Below are 19,498 nucleotides of genomic sequence, written 5' to 3' on the forward strand. Positions count from 1 at the left end.
TCTAATGAAGAGTGAGGTTATAACTATAAAGAATCCTTAAAAACAAGAGGAGAATATGATGTTATCACAACAAGCCTGGATTGCTTTAATTGTATTTCTTATTGCTTATGTAGTTATTATTTCAGAGAAAATTCATAGAACAAAAATTGCACTGATGGGTGGGATACTTGTTCTATTCTTTAATATCATGTCTCAAGAAGAAGCAATTAAGAGCATTGATTTTAATACAATAGGCCTTTTAGTGGGAATGATGATCATTGTTGCTGTTACCAGCAAAACAGGTCTATTTCAATATGTGGCTGTAAAGTCTGCCAAAATGGTGGGCGGTGATCCAATGAAGATTTTAGTGGTTTTTTTCGGTCTTACAGCAATTTGCTCCGCTCTTTTGGATAATGTAACAACTGTTTTGTTATTTACTAGTGTTACTTTTGCCATTAGTGATTTATTGCAAATCAATCCAATTCCTTATCTTATCACAGAAATAATAGCATCCAATATTGGCGGTACAGCGACGTTGATTGGTGACCCGCCCAATATTATGATCGGAAGTGCTACTGGTTTAGGATTTAACGACTTTGCTGTGAACTTGTTTATACCGACTTTCATTATTGGTATTGTGACTTGCTTCATACTATTTTTGTTATATCGAAATCAGATGAACATTTCTGTGCAGCAGAAACAGCGCATCATGACTTTAGAGGAATCATCATTTCTAATTGATATCCCTTTAATGAAAAAGTGTATTGTAATTATGTGCTTGACAATTATTGGATTTGCAGTACATCAAATACTTCATTTACATTCAGCTACGATAGCAATGGCTGGTGCTGCTGTGTTATTAATTATAGGAAGACTGGAGCCAGAAGAGGTTTTTAAAGAGATAGAATGGAATACAATTTTCTTCTTTATTGGTTTATTTATATTAGTAGGGGGACTTGAAGTTACAGGTATTATAGATCTAGTAGCTCGTTGGGCAATGACTGTGACTGAGGGAAACATCCTTTTAATGCACGTTCTTATTCTCTGGTTATCCGCTATAGGATCAGCATTTGTTGATAATATTCCTTTTGTAGCGACTATGATCCCTTTGATAAAATCCATGGGGGAAATCGGTGGTATAGATGTGACTTCCTTATGGTGGACCTTATCTTTGGGAGCTTGTCTTGGAGGAAATGGCACATTAATTGGCGCATCCGCCAATGTGGTAGTATCTAGTTTGGCAGCAGCTCATGGGCGGCCCATATCTTTTGTTGGCTATATGAAAATTGCATTTCCTCTCATGATTGTATCGATTTTAATTTCAAATATCTATATTTATGTAGCGTATTTACGCTAATACATGTTTCTCTGAAAATTATAAAAAATCTATGATTAACTTTAAAATAATGGCAGGAATTTAATGATGTGTAATAGAAGCATATAAGAAATCATAGTTTACTTGTGAAAGTATAATAAGTCGCTGAACTCTACGTTGTGAGAATGTGTCGCTACATAGATAAGGCTTTGAACAGAATATGGTGCTATTTTTCTACTATGAGGAGAGAATAGGCGTTTAAAGGTGGAGTCTGTCAAAACAGGCTCCACTTTACTTTTTTGTCTTTTTACAAAAAATTCCTTATTATTAAGATCATTCCTTTATTGTGGAGAACAATTTGTGAAAAGATAGCGAAAGGTGAGGATTACATGAGGACGAAGAAGTCTTTATTTAGTTTGCAAACTAAGATTGCAGTACTTGCATGTATTGTGGTTGCTTTTGCGTTATTAGTGGCAGATGTTATTATAAATGCTAAAATTTCTGAGAATGCCCAAACTGAAGCATCGAATGAAGCAATTGAAATTGCTCGAATTGTTGCCAATTCTGCTGTTGTGATTGAGGGACTAAGCGGGAAGCGTGATGAAAAACACATCCAGAACTTTACCGAAAAAACCCTTAGTATTAGTGATGTTCGATTTATTACCGTGATGGATATGAACAGGGTGAGAAAGTCTCATCCAACTGCAAGTAAAATCGGAGAGTATTATGAAGAAGATGATGCGGATCCTGTGTTTGAAGGGAGAGAAAACACTTCTATTAATCAAGGGTCATTAGGAACCTCTTTGCGTGCTTTATCTCCTGTATTTGATGAAGATGGCAGGCAGATAGGAGTGGTACTTGTAGGAATTATGGTGGAAAGTGTGCAAGCTGCAATTGATGATAGTCGGGCAGGTATCTATATTGGTGTTGGAGTCGGAATGTTAGTAGGAGTGCTGGGGGCATTACTATTGGCTAGAAATATAAAGAAAATTCTATTTGGATTGGAACCTTCTGCTATTGCAAAAATATTTGAGGAACGCAGCGCTATGCTGCAATCTGTGCGTGAAGGGATATTGGCTGTTGATCAAGAATCGCGCATGACCATTGCTAATGAGGAGGCCATCAGGCTTTTTCAGCAAGCAGGTATAGAGGGGGATCCTATCGGCAAAAAGGTGGATGAATATGTACCTAATACAAGATTGCAAAATATTTTAAAAACAGGAGAAGCAGAGTTAGATCAGGAGCAGGATCTAAATGGAACCATAATTTTGGCAAATCGTATTCCTGTAATAGTAGATGGGGAGATCGTAGGAGCGATTGCCACCTTTCGTGATAAAACAGAAATTCGGCAGTTAGCAGAAAAACTTACGGGTGTTAGAATTTATGCTGAAGCATTACGATCTCAGACTCATGAATTTATGAATAAATTGCATGTTATTCTCGGAATGATTCGTATGGGATACTATGAACGATTGACCCAATATGTAAGTGGAATTGCCCACCAGTATCAATTGGAAGTTGGATTTGTAGTGAAAAAAATAAAGGATCCTGTATTAGCCGGATTTCTGCTAGGAAAGCTCAGTTTAGCCAGAGAAGCTGGTGTAGAGATGAAATTAACGGAATCTAGTTTTTTACCTGAACCGGATCAACCTGAAATCGTTCATGAATTAATCACTATAATCGGCAATCTAATCAATAATGCGCTAGATGCCGTAGAGAAATCAATAACAAAAGAGATTGGAATTGATTTTTCCCATATGAACAATGTTCTGACAATCGAAGTGAGTGATTCCGGGATGGGAATGGATGAAGAAGTAAAACAAAATATCTTTAGTAAAGGGTATTCGACTAAGGGAGAAGATCGAGGGCTTGGATTATATCTCATTCAGAGAAGTCTAGAACGCCTAGGCGGAGAAATCAATGTGATATCAAATGTTAGTAAGGGAACTTTGTTTAGGGTGACTGTACTTTACTGGAGTAAGGAGGGATACATTGATTAAGGTAATGATTGTGGAAGATGATCCTATGGTGGCAGAATTCAACAAATGTTATTTGGAATTAGTAGAAGGATTTACGTTGCAGGCGTTAGTCCATTCTGCCGATGAAGCATTTAGTGTATTGGATCAAACTGAAATTGACTTAATTATGTTAGATATCTTTATGCCAGGTATGAATGGCTTAGATTTTTTAATTAATCTAAGGCAGCAGGGAAAAAGTGCGGATGTGATTGTTATTTCAGCTGCTTGTGATAACAATCATATCAAAAAGGCATTGCAATTTGGAGCCGTTGATTATATCATCAAGCCTTTTCAATTTGAGCGTTTAAATTCAGCATTACTGGGATATAAGGGACTGGTGGGTTTAATGGAACAAGATGTACTCAATCAGGTGGAGCTGGATCAGTGTATATTATATAAGGAGCAGTCTGTTGCTGCCAAATTGCCCAAAGGCGTTGATAGAAATACGCTAAATGTTATATGGGAGAAAATACAAGAATTAGGTCAGAGTCCTTTTTCTACGGAAGAAATAGCTAACCAAATCGGCGTTTCTCGGGTTTCAATGCGCAAATACTTAGAATTTTTAAAGCAAATAGGCTCTTTAAAATTGGAGCTTATCTATGGAACAGTTGGGAGACCAATTTATAAATATAGATGCATTCATACAATGAATAATTTTATACATCGTTATTTATAGTTCTGTATCTTGGTATCATTTAACAATAAAAATTTGATTATCAAATCCTAATTAGAATCGGCCGAAAGGTCGGTTTTTTTTATAATACTAGCATATAAGTTCTTCTGGTTCAAAACGGTTATGTTTTAAAGGACGTGCAGTGTTGTTCGTGGTTACTTTAATTACTAAAATAACTTTAATTACAAAGTTGTTTATAAAGTTGGATTATATATTAAATTATCATTATATTTTGTATATTTAAATTGCTTCATTAATATAGCAATCATCTAATGTAAAAATAAAAAGGAGGTCGCTGTTTGTATTCAGGAGTAAAAAGATATGTGGAGGTGTAACATTGTCTACAACACTTGAGAAGCTCGATGATATGAATAAACGAACCCAGAAAGTTATGGTGGGCGGTGGTACGAAACGTATTGATAAACAACATGCTTTAGGAAAAATGACTGCTCGTGAGCGTATTGAAAAGTTACTTGATGTTAATTCCTTTATGGAACTTGATCGTTTTGTGACACATCGCTGTACTAATTTTGGCATGGAGAAAGAAGAAGCTCCAGGTGAAGGTGTTGTAACAGGCTATGGCACCATTGATGGCCGCCTAGTTTATGTATTTGCTCAAGATTTTACTGTAGTTGGCGGATCTCTTGGTGAAATGCATGCAGCAAAGATTTGTAAAGTACAAGAACTGGCTATGAAGATGGGAGTACCGATCATTGGTATTAATGATTCAGGCGGTGCAAGGATCCAGGAAGCTGTGGATGCATTATCGGGTTACGGCAAGATCTTCTATAAAAATACCTTGGCTTCTGGGGTTATTCCGCAAATTTCAGCGATAATGGGGCCTTGTGCTGGAGGTGCCGTATATTCTCCTGCTTTAACTGATTTTATTTATATGGTAAAAAACACGAGTCAAATGTTCATTACAGGTCCTCAAGTAATCAAAACAGTAACTGGTGAAGAAGTAAGCGCAGAAGAACTAGGTGGAGCCATGACTCATAATGCTACATCAGGAGTGGCTCATTTCATTGCAGAAAACGATACGGATTGCTTAGAGCAAATCCGCAGGCTTATCAGTTTTCTTCCCAGCAATAATTTAGATGGATCACCGGTCATTGAGTGTAGTGATGATCCTTCCCGTGTGGAAGAAGAGCTGAATACACTCATTCCTGATCATTCCAACCAGTCCTATGATATGAAAGAAATCATTACTAAGATTGTAGACAATGGGGACTTTTATGAAGTGCAGCCCTACTATGCAGCCAATTTAATTACCACCTTCGCTCGTTTGGATGGTCAAACCATTGGTATTATTGCCAATCAGCCGAAAGTAATGGCAGGATGCCTGGATATTAATGCTTCAGATAAATCTTCCCGATTCATTCGCTTTTGTGATGCATTTAATATTCCCTTGCTAAATCTTGTGGATGTACCAGGGTTCTTACCAGGAACGAATCAGGAATATGGCGGCATCATTCGGCATGGGGCAAAAATGCTGTATGCTTACTCTGAAGCGACTGTACCTAAAGTAACCCTTGTCGTTCGTAAAGCTTATGGTGGTTCCTATCTGGCTATGTGCTCCCGGGATTTAGGAGCCGATCAGGTGATTGCGTGGCCGACAGCGGAAATTGCTGTTATGGGACCTGCTGGCGCAGCCAATATTATATTTAAAAAAGATCCGGATATTAAGACAAAAACGGATGAGTACGTAAAGAACTTTGCTACTCCTTATCAAGCTGCCAAACGTGGTTTTGTCGATATGGTTATTGAGCCGCAAGAAACACGCCCAGTACTGATTAGCACTTTTAGTATGCTTGCTTCTAAGCGTGAAGGACGTCCTGCCAAGCGGCATGGTAACTTTCCCGTATAAAGTTGACACTGCTTAATAAATGAATTAAATGGAGGTGACTTCAGTGGGCCAGCCAATTACGACAAATCCCATATTAATTGCTTTAATTAATATGACGGTGGTTTTTGCTGTTTTGTATGGACTCAGTTTGGTAGTTAGGTTGATTCAAGTTATTGATCCTACGCAAAAAAAAAAGAGGGAAGAAACAGAATCTAACTCCTTAGTTAAAACGGCAGCGACAGCTACCGAAACAAATGTGCTGCAAGAAGATTATGATGAAATGATTATATTATTTACCGCAGCGGTTGCAGCCTATGGATATAGTAATATGCGCGTTGTTTCCATTCGATCGGCGAATGGCAGTACTTGGTCGCAAGCTGCTCGTATGGAAATGGTAAGTACACGAAATCAGATGAATTAATACATGCATAAAGATTGAGGAGGAAAATAGATGAAACGGTTTCAGATAACATTTAAAGGGCAAGTTTATGAATTGGATGTTGAAGAAATTCGCAGCTCAGCACCGACTATAAAAAAATCTGCTCCAACCCCTGTACCAAATGCTGCTCCGGTAACGGTTCCAACTCCAAAAGCTGTGCAGCCTACTGCTCCAGCTGGTGCGCAAACAGTACTTGCACCTATGCCGGGAAAAATCTTGGCTGTGAATATTAAGGCTGGTGATGCTGTAAAACGGGGGGATGTAATCTTTATTTTAGAAGCGATGAAAATGCAAAATGAAATCATGGCCAATCAGGATGGTCAAATATCTAATGTGAGTGTAACTGTAGGGCAAACTGTGTCAACTGGCGATGTGTTAGCTATTTTGGGCTAGTAAAATTACATAATAAGAAGAAACATAGGAGGAAAAAGAATGGACGCATTCATCGTCTCCCTGCAGGCAGTATGGTCTGACAGCGGTTTTACCGCTTTTACCTCTGGCAATGCCATTATGATTGCTGTAGGAGTCATTTTGCTATATTTAGCCTTTGCAAAAGGGTTTGAACCCTTACTCTTGTCTCCCATTGCTTTTGGATGTATTTTAGCTAATTTCCCCAAGACAGGTTTTGAAACAGATCCAGGATTAATGCAATTGATCAGCTTTGGTATTTCCCATGAGGTATTTCCGCCACTGATTTTTCTAGGAGTCGGTGCAATGACGGATTTCGGTCCTTTGATTGCTCGGCCGTCCACGCTATTGTTAGGTGCTGCTGCACAAGTAGGGGTATTTGTTGCCTTAATGGGAGCAATGGCTCTAGGTTTTAATGTCCAGGAAGCTGCTTCAATTGGTATTATTGGCGGTGCAGACGGTCCAACAGCTATCTACTTAACGATGAAATTAGCACCGCATCTTTTAGGTGCGATTGCAGTTGCTGCTTATTCCTATATGTCTTTAGTGCCTTTAATTCAACCGCCCATTATGAAATTGTTGACAACGAAGAAGGAACGGGAGATTGTAATGGATCAATTGCGTCCCGTCTCCAAGTTTGAGAAACTTGCATTCCCCGTAGTTACTACTATTATTATCAGCTTATTATTGCCTCCGATTGCATCTCTTATGGGAATGCTGATGTTAGGAAATTTATTTCGTGAGTCAGGAGTCACAGCCCGTCTTGCAGAAACTTCTGAAAATGCTCTTATTAATATTGTCACCATTTTCTTGGCAACAGGGACTGGTCTTACGATGAAGGCTGAAAACTTTTTGAACATCCAGACTATTATGATCATTGGTCTTGGTCTAATAGCATTTGCTGCTGGTACGGCTGGCGGTGTGCTCTTTGGTAAACTCATGAATTATTTTAGCGGCGGCAAGATTAACCCTCTGATTGGCTCTGCTGGTGTTTCGGCAGTACCTATGGCTGCCCGTGTTAGTCAGGTAGTAGGTCAGCAAGCCAACCCTGGAAACTATCTATTAATGCATGCTATGGGACCAAATGTAGCCGGCGTTATTGGTACTGCTGTTGCAGCAGGCACCATGCTGGCAATGCTCAAGTAGTGATACAAATATAACTTTCTCCTAGAATTATAAGTGAAAAATGGAGGGAAATGATATGTCACCTGCTATAGTAACACTAATTGTTTTGGCTTTCGTGGCTTTGTTGTTTGTGACGGAAGTAATTCCTTTGGCCATTACGGCTATTGGAGGGGCAATTGTTCTCGGTATTATTGGAATCATTCCAATGAACATGGTTTTTTCAGGGTTATCCAATTCTACAGTCGTTTTATTTGCAGGTATGTTTGTCATTGGAGCATCTATGTTTCATACTGGTTTAGCGCAAAAGCTCGGAGAATCCGTGGTACGTGTTGCAGGCAAGAGCGAGAACGGCTTAATGTTTGGAACCATGGTTATTGCGGCGGCAATTTCTTCCGTATCATCTAATACGGGTACAACGGCAGCTTTAATGCCTGTTATCGTTGGTATTTGTAAAGTGGCAGAAATACCTGCCTCCCGTCAATTGATGCCATTAGCTTTTGGCGCAGGATTAGGCGGCATTATTACTCTTGTTGGCACACCTCCCAATATTATTGCTGCCGGAGCGTTAAAGGCAGCCGGTCTTAAACCTTTTGGATTTTTTGAATTTGCCTGGATCGGCATTCCATTAACGATTGCTGGTATTGCGTACATGATGTTTATCGGAAAGTATTTACTGCCCAAGGCTCATATTACAGGTGACCTGGAAATTGATGAAGAGGCAAAACAAGAAGCTACAGCCGGTTCCACTGATCCTAAAAAGATGTGGATCACCGCCCTTACTCTGCTGGCAGTTGTTATTGTAATGGCTCTTGATTTAAAACAGCTGCCCCTTGAAATTGCAGCGGTTATTGGGGCTCTCGTTCTTGTTCTCACGAAATGCTTAACAGAAAAACAGGCCTACACAGGAATTGACTGGGTGACCATCTTTCTGTTTGCTGGTATGATGCCCATTGCTACTGCTATGGACATCAGCGGAGCAGGTAAGCTGATTGCTGATCAAGTCGTGAGTATCCTTGGCGGAAACCCCAGTCCATTGTTTGTAACAGCAATTTTGTTTTTGCTTTCCGGTGGCTTAACCCAAATCATGTCTAATACTGCATGTACGGCTTTGTTGGCACCTATCGGTATTTCCATTGCCAAAGGTCTGGGAGCAAGTCCGCACGCAGTCCTCATGGCGATAGCGGTAGCATCCTCTTGCGCATTTTCAACTCCGGTGGGTACGCCGCCGAATACCTTGGTACTTGGACCTGGTGGTTATAAATTTATGGATTATGTGAAAGCTGGTACGGGTCTTGTCATTGTTTGCTTTATTGTTTCCATTATTGTTATTCCAATGGTATGGCCATTTTTCCCTAAATAAGTTAAGGGCATAGAAAGGTGGTTAGCAAGATGACAGAATTAGATCAAGTAGTACGAATTTTATCTGCTTTCTTTACTGCCTTAGTTATTATTTACATAATAGCCAAGATGGTTGGTGAAAAAAGAAAGGCCACATGGTTTAAAAAGCGAACGAAGTCTACCATCTTTACCCGTAGAGGAGTATTAGGTGAAACATGGCATTTTGGTGTTCCATGTAAATGGCAAGGATTTGTTGTTAGTTTCTTAATGTTTAGCATTATTGGTGTTGTAAGTTATTTTATGATTTTTGCGGTATAATCTTTAACAATTGAAAATGGCCTTTCCTATATAACGTAGGTGCATTACATGGTGGAGCCTGTCAACAAGGCCCCACCATGTTTTTTTGCATGCGATATAGGAAAGTAATATAAATCTGTGAGTGGAAGATGAAGTACGGGAGGTGATAGCAACCTGTAATTATAAATGAAAATACGAAATGGGGAGGTAAATGTATGGATATCAAAGATCGTGTGCGTAATAAAGCGCTTCATGCCAAAATAGTGAGCGCCGAAGAAGCAGCGACAGTTATTAAGCCTGGAATGAATATCGGAACCAGTGGATTTACGCCATCTGGTTATCCCAAAGCCGTACCGTTGGCATTAGCTGAACGAATCAAAAAAGAACATTTCCAAATTAACCTTTGGACTGGTGCATCCGTAGGAAAAGAATTAGATGGTGCGTTAGCCGCCGTAAATGGGATTAATAAAAGATTACCCTATCAGACTAATAATGAGATTCGCAAATCCTTAAACTCCGGTGGCGTAAAATACTGCGATTTACATTTGAGTCACACAGCTCAAATGTCTCGATATGGATTTTTAGGCGGTAAGGTGGATGTAGCGATTATTGAAGCATGTGCCATTACCGAAGAAGGACATATTATACCGACCACATCCATGGGGAACTCTGCCTCCTTTGTGCAAAGTGCCGACATTGTGATCGTGGAAGTCAATACAAGCCAGCCCTTAGCCTTAGAAGGAATGCATGATGTATATATTCCGCTGGATCCTCCTCATCGTCTGCCAATTCCGATTGTAAAAGCCGATGATCGTATTGGGACTCCTTATATCCCATGTGGTCTTGATAAAATAACCTACATCGTTCCATGTGATATTCGGGATGATGTTCGTGATTTAGCAGCCATTGATGATGATGCCAGAGCGATGAGTGCACTTTTTATTGACTTTTTGAAAAAAGATATAAAAGCTGGACGCATGCCCAAAGGACTCTTACCGCTGCAATCCGGTGTAGGATCCGTTGCCAATGCAGTAGTAAGCGGCTTTGCTGAATCTGAATTTACGGATTTAGAAGTGTACACAGAAGTCATTCAAGATGGAATGCTCGATTTAGCGGATGTTGGCAAGTTAAAATCGGCATCTGGTACTTCGTTCTCCCCATCGCCTGCTGGACTGGAAAGATTCTACCAAAATATTGATACCTATCGAAAAATCATGATGCTGCGTCCTCAGGAAATAGCAAATAGTCCTGAAATTGCCAGAAGGATAGGCGTTATTGCCATGAATACAGCCATTGAACTCGATATTTATGGGAATGTAAATTCGACTCATATCATGGGTACAAAAATGATGAATGGTATAGGCGGTTCAGGAGATTTTGCCCGTAATGCATATCTAACCTGCTTCTTTAGTACCTCCACCGCAAAAAATGGAGCCATTTCATCCATTGTTCCTATGGTTTCCCATGTGGATCATACAGAACATGATGTCGATATATTTGTAACTGAATTGGGTGTGGCCGATGTCCGTGGACTTAGTCCAAAAGAACGGGCACGGGTAATTATAGAAAATTGTGCTCATCCAGACTATAAGCCTATGCTGATGGACTATCTGGAAAGAGCCGAAAAAGCGACAAAATGTGCGCAAACACCACATATTTTAACCGAAGCACTTTCATGGCACACCCGGTTTATAGAGACTGGCACCATGAAGAAGCAGTAAAGGAGGATTATTAGTATGGATAATGAGAGTTTAAAATTAAAAGTGGCAGAGTATACTGCCAAAGTAGAAAAAGCAAGTGCCAAATTCCCAGAACGTAAAAACCTGGAGTATAACCGATTATATACTCCGCTAGACCTTGAGGGTCAAGATTATGAAAGAGATTTAGGATTACCAGGATCCTATCCCTTTACCCGTGGTGTGCAGCCGACAATGTATCGCGGTCGTTTCTGGACCATGCGTATGTATGCTGGCTTCTCAACAGCTGAAGAATCTAACAAACGGTATCGTTACCTCTTAGAATCCGGTGGTACGGGTCTATCTTGCGCCTTTGACTTGCCTACTCAAATCGGATATGACTCAGATGATATCATATCCGAAGGTGAAGTTGGTAAAGTAGGGGTAGCCATTGACTCTTTGGCAGATATGGAAATTTTATTTGACCAAATTGATTTGGGTAAAGTATCCACTTCGATGACGATTAATGCACCAGCCTCTGTACTGCTTGCCATGTATATTGCAGTAGCCGAGAAAAATGGCATTGGACCAGAAAAATTAAATGGTACCATTCAAAATGATATTTTGAAAGAGTATGCAGCTCGCGGTACGTATATTTTCCCTCCAAAGCCATCCATGCGTTTGATTACCAATATCTTTGAATATTGTTCAAAGAATGTACCGAACTGGAATACCATTTCCATCTCTGGTTATCACATTCGTGAAGCTGGTTCCACTGCAGCGCAGGAAATTGCTTTCACCATTGCAGATGGTATTGCGTACTGCGAAGCGGCAATTAAAGCTGGACTTGATGTAGATGCCTTTGCTGGCCGCTTATCCTTCTTCTGGAATGCGCACAATAATGTATTAGAAGAAGTAGCAAAATTCCGTGCTTCTCGTCGTGTATGGGCGAAAATCATGAAAGAACGCTTTGGTGCTAAAAATCCTAAATCCTGGATGCTTCGTGTACATACACAAACAGCAGGATCCATGCTGACTGCGCAACAGCCAGACAACAATGTAGTACGTGTTGCCTTGCAGACGGCAGCGGCTGTTATGGGTGGAACCCAGTCCTTACACACCAACTCTAAAGATGAAGCATTGGCATTGCCTACGGAAGCTTCCGTACGTGTTGCACTTCGTACCCAGCAAATTGTAGCCTATGAAAGTGGTTTAGCAGATGTAGTAGATCCTTTAGCGGGTTCCTACTATGTAGAAGCAATGACAAACCAAATCGAAGCAGAAGCATTGAAATACATTCAAAAAATTGATGACATCGGCGGTGCTGTTGTTGCGATTGAAGAAGGTTATATCCAGCGGGAAATTCAAGACAGTGCATATAAATGGCAAAAAGAAGTAGAAAACAATGATCGAGTCATTGTTGGTGTGAACAAATTCCAAATTGAAGAAAAACCAGTAGAAGGCCTCTTACGTGTAGATGCTTCTGTAGGTGAATTGCAAAAGAAAAAGCTTGCTGATCTAAGAGCAAAGCGGGATAATGCTGCTGTAACTGCGGCGTTGGCAAAACTAGAAGCAGCTTGCGGTGATGACAGCGTTAATTTGATGCCAATCATCTTAGAAGCAGTAAAAACCTATGCAACACTTGGTGAAATTTGTGGCGTAATGCGTAAAGTTTTTGGTGAATACCAAGCGCATGCAACACTGTAAGAGGATAGGAGGAATAACGATGGAAAAACGTGTTAGAGTATTAGTTGCAAAACCTGGTTTGGATGGACATGATCGGGGAGCGAAAGTAGTAGCTCGTGCCCTGCGTGATGCAGGCTTTGAGGTAATTTATACGGGTCTGCGTCAAACTCCCGAGCAAATAGCAGAAGCTGCGCTGCAAGAAGACGTAAATGTAATTGCGTTGAGTTTATTATCTGGTGCTCACAATCACTTGTTCCCACGTATTGTTGAGTTAATCCATGAAAAAGGTATGACAGATGTATTAATCATTGGTGGCGGCGTTATTCCTGATGCTGATATACCGGTTCTTAAAACAGCTGGCATATCCGAAGTGTTTACGCCAGGTACATCAACAACTACTATCATTGATTACATCAAGGAAAATGTGAAATAGAGAGAAAAAATTAAGATACTAGATTCTTTTGAAGAGCACTAATACAAAAGGTGAAGCTGCTCTATCAAAAGAGGATTGAAGAATAATTGGATATTGGAGGATATATAGATGTTTAAAACATTAAAGGTTGATCATATTGGTATTGCCGTAAAAGATCTAGAACAGGCTAAGAAGTTTTATAGCGAAGTACTTGGTATGGAAGCAGCAGGAGAGGAAACCGTAGAACAGCAAAAGGTAAAAGTTTGCTTTTATCCTTGCGGTGACAGCGAAATTGAGCTCTTGGAATCGACTTCACCAGATGGCCCCATTGCCAAATATATTGAGAAAAATGGTGAGGGTATACAGCATCTTGCTTTGCGTGTGGATAATATTGAAGCAGCAATTGCTGATTTGAAAGCAAAAGGCGTGCGCATGATTGATGAGTCACCTCGTTATGGAGCAGGGGGAGCTGCAATTGCCTTTGTTCATCCGAAAGCAACCGGCGGGATTTTGCTTGAGTTATCACAACGTAAGTAATTTTTAAACGAAGTATTTTATGGAGGTGCAATATGACAACAGTTAAGGAAAAAATACAGGAGTTAAAACAACGTCAGAAAAAGATCAAAATGGGCGGCGGACAGAAAAGGATTGATAGTCAGCATGCAAAAGGCAAGTTAACTGCTCGTGAGCGCATTGCCATTTTACTTGATGAAGGCTCTTTTATAGAGCTGGATCAGTTTGTCGAACATCGCTGCACCAACTTTGGCATGGAGAAAGAAGAAGCTCCAGGTGAAGGTGTCGTAACAGGTTATGGTACCATTGACAATCGACTCGTGTATGTATTTGCTCAAGATTTCACAGTAATTGGCGGTTCACTAGGTGAGATGCACGCAGCGAAAATTTGTAAAGTACAAGAACTGGCCATGAAAATGGGAGTTCCCATCATCGGAATTAATGATTCTGGTGGTGCTAGGATTCAAGAAGCGGTAGATGCGTTGTCCGGTTATGGAAAGATTTTCTATCAGAATACCTTGGCTTCTGGCGTTATTCCTCAAATCTCAGTGATTATGGGGCCTTGCGCAGGTGGTGCCGTGTATTCTCCTGCGTTAACTGACTTTATCTATATGGTGAGAAATACCAGTCAGATGTTTATTACCGGACCACAGGTTATAAAAACCGTAACTGGTGAAGAAGTGACAGCAGAAGAACTTGGTGGAGCCATGACTCATAATGCTACATCGGGAGTTGCTCATTTCATTGCAGAAAACGATACGGATTGCTTAGAGCAAATCCGCAGGCTTATCAGTTTTCTTCCCAGCAATAATTTAGACGGGTCACCGGTCATTGAGTGTAGTGATGATCCTTCCCGTGTGGAAGAAGAGCTGAATACACTCATTCCTGATCATTCCAACCAGTCCTATGATATGAAAGAAATCATTACTAAGATTGTAGACAATGGGGACTTTTATGAAGTGCAGCCCTACTATGCAGCCAATTTAATTACCACCTTCGCTCGTTTGGATGGTCAAACCATTGGTATTATTGCCAATCAGCCGAAAGTAATGGCAGGATGCCTGGATATTAATGCTTCAGATAAATCCTCTCGATTCATTCGCTTTTGCGATGCATTCAATATTCCTTTACTCAATCTTGTTGATGTTCCCGGCTTTTTGCCTGGAACAAATCAGGAATATGGCGGTATTATTCGTCATGGTGCTAAGATGCTGTATGCGTACTCTGAAGCTACCGTACCTAAAGTAACCCTTGTCGTTCGCAAAGCTTATGGTGGTTCCTATCTGGCTATGTGCTCCCGGGATTTAGGAGCCGATCAGGTCATTGCATGGCCAACGGCTGAAATAGCTGTTATGGGACCTGCAGGTGCAGCCAATATTATTTTTAAGAAAGATCCGGATATCAAAACAAAAACCGACGAGTATGTAAAAAACTTTGCGACTCCTTATCAAGCTGCCAAACGTGGTTTTGTCGATATGGTGATTGAGCCCCAGGAAACACGCTCCATACTAATCAGCACATTTAGTATGTTGGCCTCTAAACGTGAAGGGCGTCCCGCCAAGCGTCATGGTAATTTCCCAGTGTAATTTGCGGGCAAAAGATTAGGAATCCAAGATAGAGGAAGCGATATTACAAGAAGAGGTGAAATCAATGAGTCAACCAATTACAACCAATCCCGTCTTAATTGCTCTAATCAATATGACTGTGGTATTTTGCGTTTTGTATGGATTAAGCTTAGTTGTCAGATTAATAAAAGTAATTGATCCTACGCAAAAAAAAAAAGTAGCGCAAGAGGAAACTAATGTTGCAGAAAAAGCGGTATCAACAGTCGCTCCTGTAAGTCTGCCGCAGGAAGAGTATGATGAAATGATTATTTTATTTACGGCAGCCATTGCAGCCTATGGATATAGCGGTGCAAGAGTTGTTGCTATTAGACCCGTCAGTAACAATACTTGGTCTCAAGCTGCCCGTATGGAAACAGTAAATTCTCGTAATCAAATGCGTTAATAGTAGTCAATAAAATGAATTGAAAATTAAGGGGGATTAAGAAATGAAAAAGTTTCAAATTACATTTAAAGGACAAGTATATGAGCTAGACGTTGAAGAAATCGGCGGTGCAGCTTCTGCTGGAAAGAAGGCTGTATCCTCACCTGTTTTGCCAGCTGCTCCTGCGCCGGCCCAAGCTCCAGCGCCTAAGGCTGCTCCCGCAGCGGTTCCTGCTGGTGCGCAAACCGTACTTGCACCAATGCCGGGTAAGATTTTAACTGTAAATATAAAACCAGGGGATTCTGTGAAACGAGGTCAAGTCATTTTTATTCTGGAAGCCATGAAAATGCAAAATGAAATTATGGCAAATCAAGATGGAAAAATATCTAAAGTGAATACGGCAGTTGGTCAAACAGTATCCACTGGGGATGTTTTGGCTGTTCTTGGCTAACCCGATAAACAATTAAGAAGATTGGAGGAAAAATAATGGATGCATTTATTGTCTCTCTGCAGGCAGTGTGGAATGATAGCGGTTTTACCGCTTTTACAAGTGGCAATGCGATTATGATTGCTGTTGGTGTGATTTTACTATATTTAGCGTTTGCGAAAGGGTTTGAGCCCCTGCTCTTGTCTCCCATTGCTTTTGGCTGCATTCTGGCGAACTTTCCGAAAACCGGTTTTGAAACAGACCCGGGTTTGATGCAGCTCATTAGTTTTGGTATCTCTCATGAAGTATTTCCACCCCTAATTTTCCTAGGGGTAGGTGCCATGACTGATTTTGGTCCTCTCATTGCTCGTCCGTCTGTACTTTTACTAGGTGCTGCAGCCCAAATTGGTGTTTTTGTTGCATTAATAGGTGCAATGACTCTAGGTTTTGATGTACGAGAAGCCGCCGCTATTGGCATTATTGGCGGCGCGGATGGTCCTACTGCCATATACCTGTCCATCAAGTTGGCTCCTCACCTGCTTGGCGCCATAGCAGTTGCAGCCTATTCCTATATGTCCTTAGTTCCTCTGATTCAACCGCCGATTATGAAATTACTGACTACAAAGAAGGAACGGGAAATTGTCATGGACCAATTACGTCCTGTTTCCAAGTTTGAAAAATTAGCCTTTCCGGTAGTCACGACGATTATTATCAGCCTATTGCTGCCTCCCATTGCATCCCTCATGGGTATGCTGATGTTAGGCAATCTATTTCGCGAGTCTGGTGTTACGGATCGACTTTCTGATACAGCTCAAAATGCATTGATCAACATTGTTACTATTTTCTTGGCAACGGGTACTGGTCTGACAATGAAGGCTGAGAATTTCTTAAATTACCAGACGCTGCTGATCATTGCTTTGGGACTGGTTGCTTTTGCTGCTGGGACTGCTAGCGGTGTACTCTTTGGGAAAGTGATGAACTTTTTCAGCGGCGGTAAGGTTAACCCGCTTATCGGATCTGCAGGTGTATCTGCAGTGCCTATGGCTGCCCGTGTTAGCCAGGTGGTTGGTCAGCAATCCAATCCAGGAAACTATCTATTAATGCATGCCATGGGACCTAATGTAGCTGGTGTAATTGGTACTGCTGTTGCAGCTGGTACCATGCTGGCTATGCTCAAATAATATAAAAATGGATTCAGATGAAGTTTTGACTTCATCTGAATCCGAATTATTATCTCCTAGATATAGTGGGCGAATCAATGTATATTTATCAACATTGATGTCGCGGATTTAGATATCAGCATAAAAGTTTGATGGTAATTTGTTGTAAATAGGAGGAGAAATATATGTCACCAGCGATAATAACACTTATTGTGTTGGGAATTGTAGCGTTGTTATTTGTTACAGAGGCGATACCTTTGGCTATTGCAGCTATGGGTGGAGCCATTGCCTTAGGTATTCTGGGGGTCATTCCTATAACTCAAGTATTCTCGGGCCTTTCTAACTCCACAGTTATTCTATTCGCAGGTATGTTTGTGATTGGTGGATCTATGTTTCACACTGGTCTCGCCCAAAAGATGGGGGAAACCGTCGTGAAGTATGCCGGTAAGAGTGAAAATGGTTTGATGTTTGCGGTGATGCTTATTACTGCAGTTTTATCAGCTGTTAGCTCCAATACCGGTACAACAGCAGCGCTTATGCCTGTCATTATTGGTATCTGCGCCGTGGCTAAGATTTCAGCCTCTCGTCAGCTTATGCCTCTGGCCTTTGCTGCTGGCTTAGGAGGGATTATAACCCTTGTTGGTACACCCCCTAATATTATTGCGGCTGGTGCGTTAAAAGCTGCCGGCTTTGAGCCTTTTGGCTTTTTCGAATTTGCTTGGATCGGTATTCCCCTTACGATTGCCGGTATGGTATACATGATGTTTATCGGGAAACATTTGTTGCCTAAAATGGAAATTTCAACGGATCAAGAAATTGAACAAGAGATTGAAGTGAGTGTGAATGATCCGAAGAAAATGTGGATTTCGGGTATTATCCTGCTTGCTGTAGTGATTGTTATGGGACTTGATCTTAAAGCAATACCTCTTGAGATCGCTGCCATTATTGGAGCAATTCTTGCTGTGCTTACAGGCTGCTTAAAAGAAAAACAAGCCTATCATAGTATTGACTGGGTAACTATTTTTCTCTTTGCAGGCATGATGCCGATTGCTGCTGCTATGGAAAAAAGCGGGGCAGGCAAGATGATAGCCGATATTGTTGTAAATGCAATGGGAGGAAGTCCATCACCGATGGTAGTGACTGCAAGTCTCTTTATCCTTTCTTGCGGATTGACGCAGTTTATGTCTAATACTGCTTCGACTGCTTTATTGGCACCGATTGGCATTTCTATTGCAAAAGGAATCGGAGCCAGTCCTCACGCTGTATTGATGGCTATTGCCGTTGCTGCATCCTGCGCCTTTGCCACTCCTGTAGGAACTCCGCCGAATACACTGGTGCTTGGTCCTGGTGGATATAAATTTATGGACTATGTGAAAGCTGGGAGCGGTCTTGTTCTTGTCTGCTTTATCGTTTCCATTATTATTATTCCCATGGTATGGCCATTTTTTCCGAAATAAGATCATCCTTTGTCAGGGGGGCAAGAAGATGCTTGCTCCCTTGAGTGTATTTACGATATGATAATAGTAAGAGTTTTCTTGAGAAATGGTCTTGCATTCTAAATGACTTGAACACGGAGGTATCATGGTAAAATATCAAGAAACATCACAATTTTGTAAAGAAAAACTTTTCTGGATGGGTTTATCTGTCATTGCACTTATCATATGGATGGGAATTGAGGTTCAATCATATATTGCAGGGAAACCCAGTTTCCTTGGCATAGCCTATATTGGTTTGTTTTGTGGATTGTTACTGTGGCGCTATGCTGTACGCTATACCTATGTGCTAACAAATAAAGAGCTAATCATTACAAGTCAATTCCTCTATGTTTCTCGTACATTTACAGTCCACTTGGACTCTCTGGAGTGCTATTCCAATCAATATAAAGGAAATATTTTTAAGCGTAGGGGCGTAAGCCGCCTTATTCATCGCTATTCTGCTGCTGATGGCAGAGATACTCGAATGTTAACATTTATGGAGAAGGGAAAAGCCTGTGGTTTGCTCCTTAAAATCAGTGATGCATTTATGAATAAGTTGAAGATCTTGCGACCAGAGATATATGAAAGCATGTAAGGCAATAGAATCACTAAATGGAATGTAGGAGCCTCTCAGAAAAGTTGGGAGATTCCTACATTTTTTTTATATAAAAGAATTTAGGCTATAAACTTTGATGAGATAATGATATACTACAAAGTATATTATT

General features: G+C 40.7%; 19 protein-coding genes. All 19 read left to right on the plus strand.

The annotated features are described in order from the left end of the window. The first annotated feature begins 58 nt into the window (after positions 1 to 58). Positions 59 to 1,336 (plus strand): ArsB/NhaD family transporter, encoded by a 1,278-nt coding sequence (locus tag FR7_RS08685; protein WP_007930458.1) that lies wholly within the window; start codon positions 59 to 61, stop codon positions 1,334 to 1,336. 347 nt (positions 1,337 to 1,683) lie between these two features. Beyond that, complete coding sequence (gene dcuS / locus FR7_RS08690; protein ID WP_007930456.1) at positions 1,684 to 3,294, plus strand: DcuS/MalK family sensor histidine kinase; 1,611 nt, start codon at positions 1,684 to 1,686, stop codon at positions 3,292 to 3,294. Further along, positions 3,287 to 3,988, plus strand: a complete 702-nt coding sequence (locus FR7_RS08695; RefSeq protein ID WP_007930453.1) for a response regulator — start codon at positions 3,287 to 3,289, stop codon at positions 3,986 to 3,988. The genes dcuS and FR7_RS08695 overlap by 8 nt, the downstream gene beginning before the upstream one ends. 334 nt (positions 3,989 to 4,322) lie before the next feature. Continuing rightward, positions 4,323 to 5,852, plus strand: coding sequence for a methylmalonyl-CoA decarboxylase subunit alpha (gene mmdA, locus FR7_RS08700; RefSeq protein ID WP_007946015.1), 1,530 nt, complete (start codon positions 4,323 to 4,325; stop codon positions 5,850 to 5,852). Positions 5,853 to 5,895: 43 nt separating this feature from the next. After that, positions 5,896 to 6,252, plus strand: a complete 357-nt coding sequence (locus FR7_RS08705) for an OadG family protein (RefSeq protein WP_007940522.1) — start codon at positions 5,896 to 5,898, stop codon at positions 6,250 to 6,252. A gap of 30 nt (positions 6,253 to 6,282) precedes the next feature. Continuing rightward, positions 6,283 to 6,663 (plus strand): biotin/lipoyl-containing protein, encoded by a 381-nt coding sequence (locus FR7_RS08710; RefSeq protein WP_007930437.1) that lies wholly within the window; start codon positions 6,283 to 6,285, stop codon positions 6,661 to 6,663. A 39-nt stretch (positions 6,664 to 6,702) separates the two neighbouring features. After that, positions 6,703 to 7,824 (plus strand): sodium ion-translocating decarboxylase subunit beta, encoded by a 1,122-nt coding sequence (locus tag FR7_RS08715; protein WP_007930435.1) that lies wholly within the window; start codon positions 6,703 to 6,705, stop codon positions 7,822 to 7,824. Positions 7,825 to 7,879: 55 nt separating this feature from the next. Next, positions 7,880 to 9,163 carry an SLC13 family permease gene (locus FR7_RS08720; RefSeq protein WP_007930433.1) on the plus strand — a complete coding sequence of 428 codons (1,284 nt, stop codon included), beginning with the start codon at positions 7,880 to 7,882 and terminating at the stop codon, positions 9,161 to 9,163. A gap of 17 nt (positions 9,164 to 9,180) precedes the next feature. Then, positions 9,181 to 9,459, plus strand: a complete 279-nt coding sequence (locus FR7_RS08725) for a hypothetical protein (RefSeq protein WP_420191724.1) — start codon at positions 9,181 to 9,183, stop codon at positions 9,457 to 9,459. A gap of 194 nt (positions 9,460 to 9,653) precedes the next feature. Then, complete coding sequence (locus FR7_RS08730) at positions 9,654 to 11,159, plus strand: acetyl-CoA hydrolase/transferase family protein (protein ID WP_007930429.1); 1,506 nt, start codon at positions 9,654 to 9,656, stop codon at positions 11,157 to 11,159. A gap of 15 nt (positions 11,160 to 11,174) precedes the next feature. Next, a complete protein-coding gene (locus tag FR7_RS08735; protein ID WP_007930428.1) occupies positions 11,175 to 12,821 on the plus strand; it encodes an acyl-CoA mutase large subunit family protein in 1,647 nt (548 codons plus the stop codon). 19 nt (positions 12,822 to 12,840) lie between these two features. Next, a complete protein-coding gene (locus FR7_RS08740; protein ID WP_007930421.1) occupies positions 12,841 to 13,233 on the plus strand; it encodes a cobalamin B12-binding domain-containing protein in 393 nt (130 codons plus the stop codon). 108 nt (positions 13,234 to 13,341) lie between these two features. Further along, on the plus strand, positions 13,342 to 13,749 hold the full coding sequence (gene mce / locus FR7_RS08745; protein ID WP_007936695.1) for a methylmalonyl-CoA epimerase: 408 nt from the start codon (positions 13,342 to 13,344) through the stop codon (positions 13,747 to 13,749). Between the two features lie 32 nt (positions 13,750 to 13,781). Beyond that, positions 13,782 to 15,311, plus strand: coding sequence for a methylmalonyl-CoA decarboxylase subunit alpha (gene mmdA / locus FR7_RS08750; protein WP_007951315.1), 1,530 nt, complete (start codon positions 13,782 to 13,784; stop codon positions 15,309 to 15,311). A gap of 64 nt (positions 15,312 to 15,375) precedes the next feature. Further along, complete coding sequence (locus FR7_RS08755; RefSeq protein WP_007936709.1) at positions 15,376 to 15,732, plus strand: OadG family protein; 357 nt, start codon at positions 15,376 to 15,378, stop codon at positions 15,730 to 15,732. A 43-nt stretch (positions 15,733 to 15,775) separates the two neighbouring features. Then, entirely contained in the window at positions 15,776 to 16,162 is a 387-nt protein-coding gene (locus FR7_RS08760) for a biotin/lipoyl-containing protein (RefSeq protein ID WP_007936711.1), read from the plus strand. 35 nt (positions 16,163 to 16,197) lie between these two features. After that, a complete protein-coding gene (locus FR7_RS08765) occupies positions 16,198 to 17,319 on the plus strand; it encodes a sodium ion-translocating decarboxylase subunit beta (protein ID WP_007936713.1) in 1,122 nt (373 codons plus the stop codon). A 164-nt stretch (positions 17,320 to 17,483) separates the two neighbouring features. Continuing rightward, a complete protein-coding gene (locus FR7_RS08770) occupies positions 17,484 to 18,755 on the plus strand; it encodes an SLC13 family permease (protein ID WP_007936718.1) in 1,272 nt (423 codons plus the stop codon). A gap of 124 nt (positions 18,756 to 18,879) precedes the next feature. Then, complete coding sequence (locus FR7_RS08775; RefSeq protein WP_007936719.1) at positions 18,880 to 19,368, plus strand: hypothetical protein; 489 nt, start codon at positions 18,880 to 18,882, stop codon at positions 19,366 to 19,368. Positions 19,369 to 19,498: the final 130 nt, after the last annotated feature.

This window comes from Pelosinus fermentans DSM 17108 (genome assembly GCF_000271485.2).
GTDB lineage: Bacteria > Bacillota > Negativicutes > DSM-13327 > DSM-13327 > Pelosinus > Pelosinus fermentans.

Coding starts and splice junctions, on each gene's coding strand:
- FR7_RS08685 (WP_007930458.1), top strand. CDS start 59: ATGTTATCACAACAAGCCTGGATTGCTTTAATTGTATTTCTTATTGCT.
- dcuS (WP_007930456.1), top strand. CDS start 1,684: ATGAGGACGAAGAAGTCTTTATTTAGTTTGCAAACTAAGATTGCAGTA.
- FR7_RS08710 (WP_007930437.1), top strand. CDS start 6,283: ATGAAACGGTTTCAGATAACATTTAAAGGGCAAGTTTATGAATTGGAT.
- FR7_RS08715 (WP_007930435.1), top strand. CDS start 6,703: ATGGACGCATTCATCGTCTCCCTGCAGGCAGTATGGTCTGACAGCGGT.
- FR7_RS08720 (WP_007930433.1), top strand. CDS start 7,880: ATGTCACCTGCTATAGTAACACTAATTGTTTTGGCTTTCGTGGCTTTG.
- FR7_RS08730 (WP_007930429.1), top strand. CDS start 9,654: ATGGATATCAAAGATCGTGTGCGTAATAAAGCGCTTCATGCCAAAATA.
- FR7_RS08735 (WP_007930428.1), top strand. CDS start 11,175: ATGGATAATGAGAGTTTAAAATTAAAAGTGGCAGAGTATACTGCCAAA.
- FR7_RS08740 (WP_007930421.1), top strand. CDS start 12,841: ATGGAAAAACGTGTTAGAGTATTAGTTGCAAAACCTGGTTTGGATGGA.
- mce (WP_007936695.1), top strand. CDS start 13,342: ATGTTTAAAACATTAAAGGTTGATCATATTGGTATTGCCGTAAAAGAT.
- mmdA (WP_007951315.1), top strand. CDS start 13,782: ATGACAACAGTTAAGGAAAAAATACAGGAGTTAAAACAACGTCAGAAA.
- FR7_RS08755 (WP_007936709.1), top strand. CDS start 15,376: ATGAGTCAACCAATTACAACCAATCCCGTCTTAATTGCTCTAATCAAT.
- FR7_RS08760 (WP_007936711.1), top strand. CDS start 15,776: ATGAAAAAGTTTCAAATTACATTTAAAGGACAAGTATATGAGCTAGAC.
- FR7_RS08765 (WP_007936713.1), top strand. CDS start 16,198: ATGGATGCATTTATTGTCTCTCTGCAGGCAGTGTGGAATGATAGCGGT.
- FR7_RS08770 (WP_007936718.1), top strand. CDS start 17,484: ATGTCACCAGCGATAATAACACTTATTGTGTTGGGAATTGTAGCGTTG.
- FR7_RS08775 (WP_007936719.1), top strand. CDS start 18,880: ATGGTAAAATATCAAGAAACATCACAATTTTGTAAAGAAAAACTTTTC.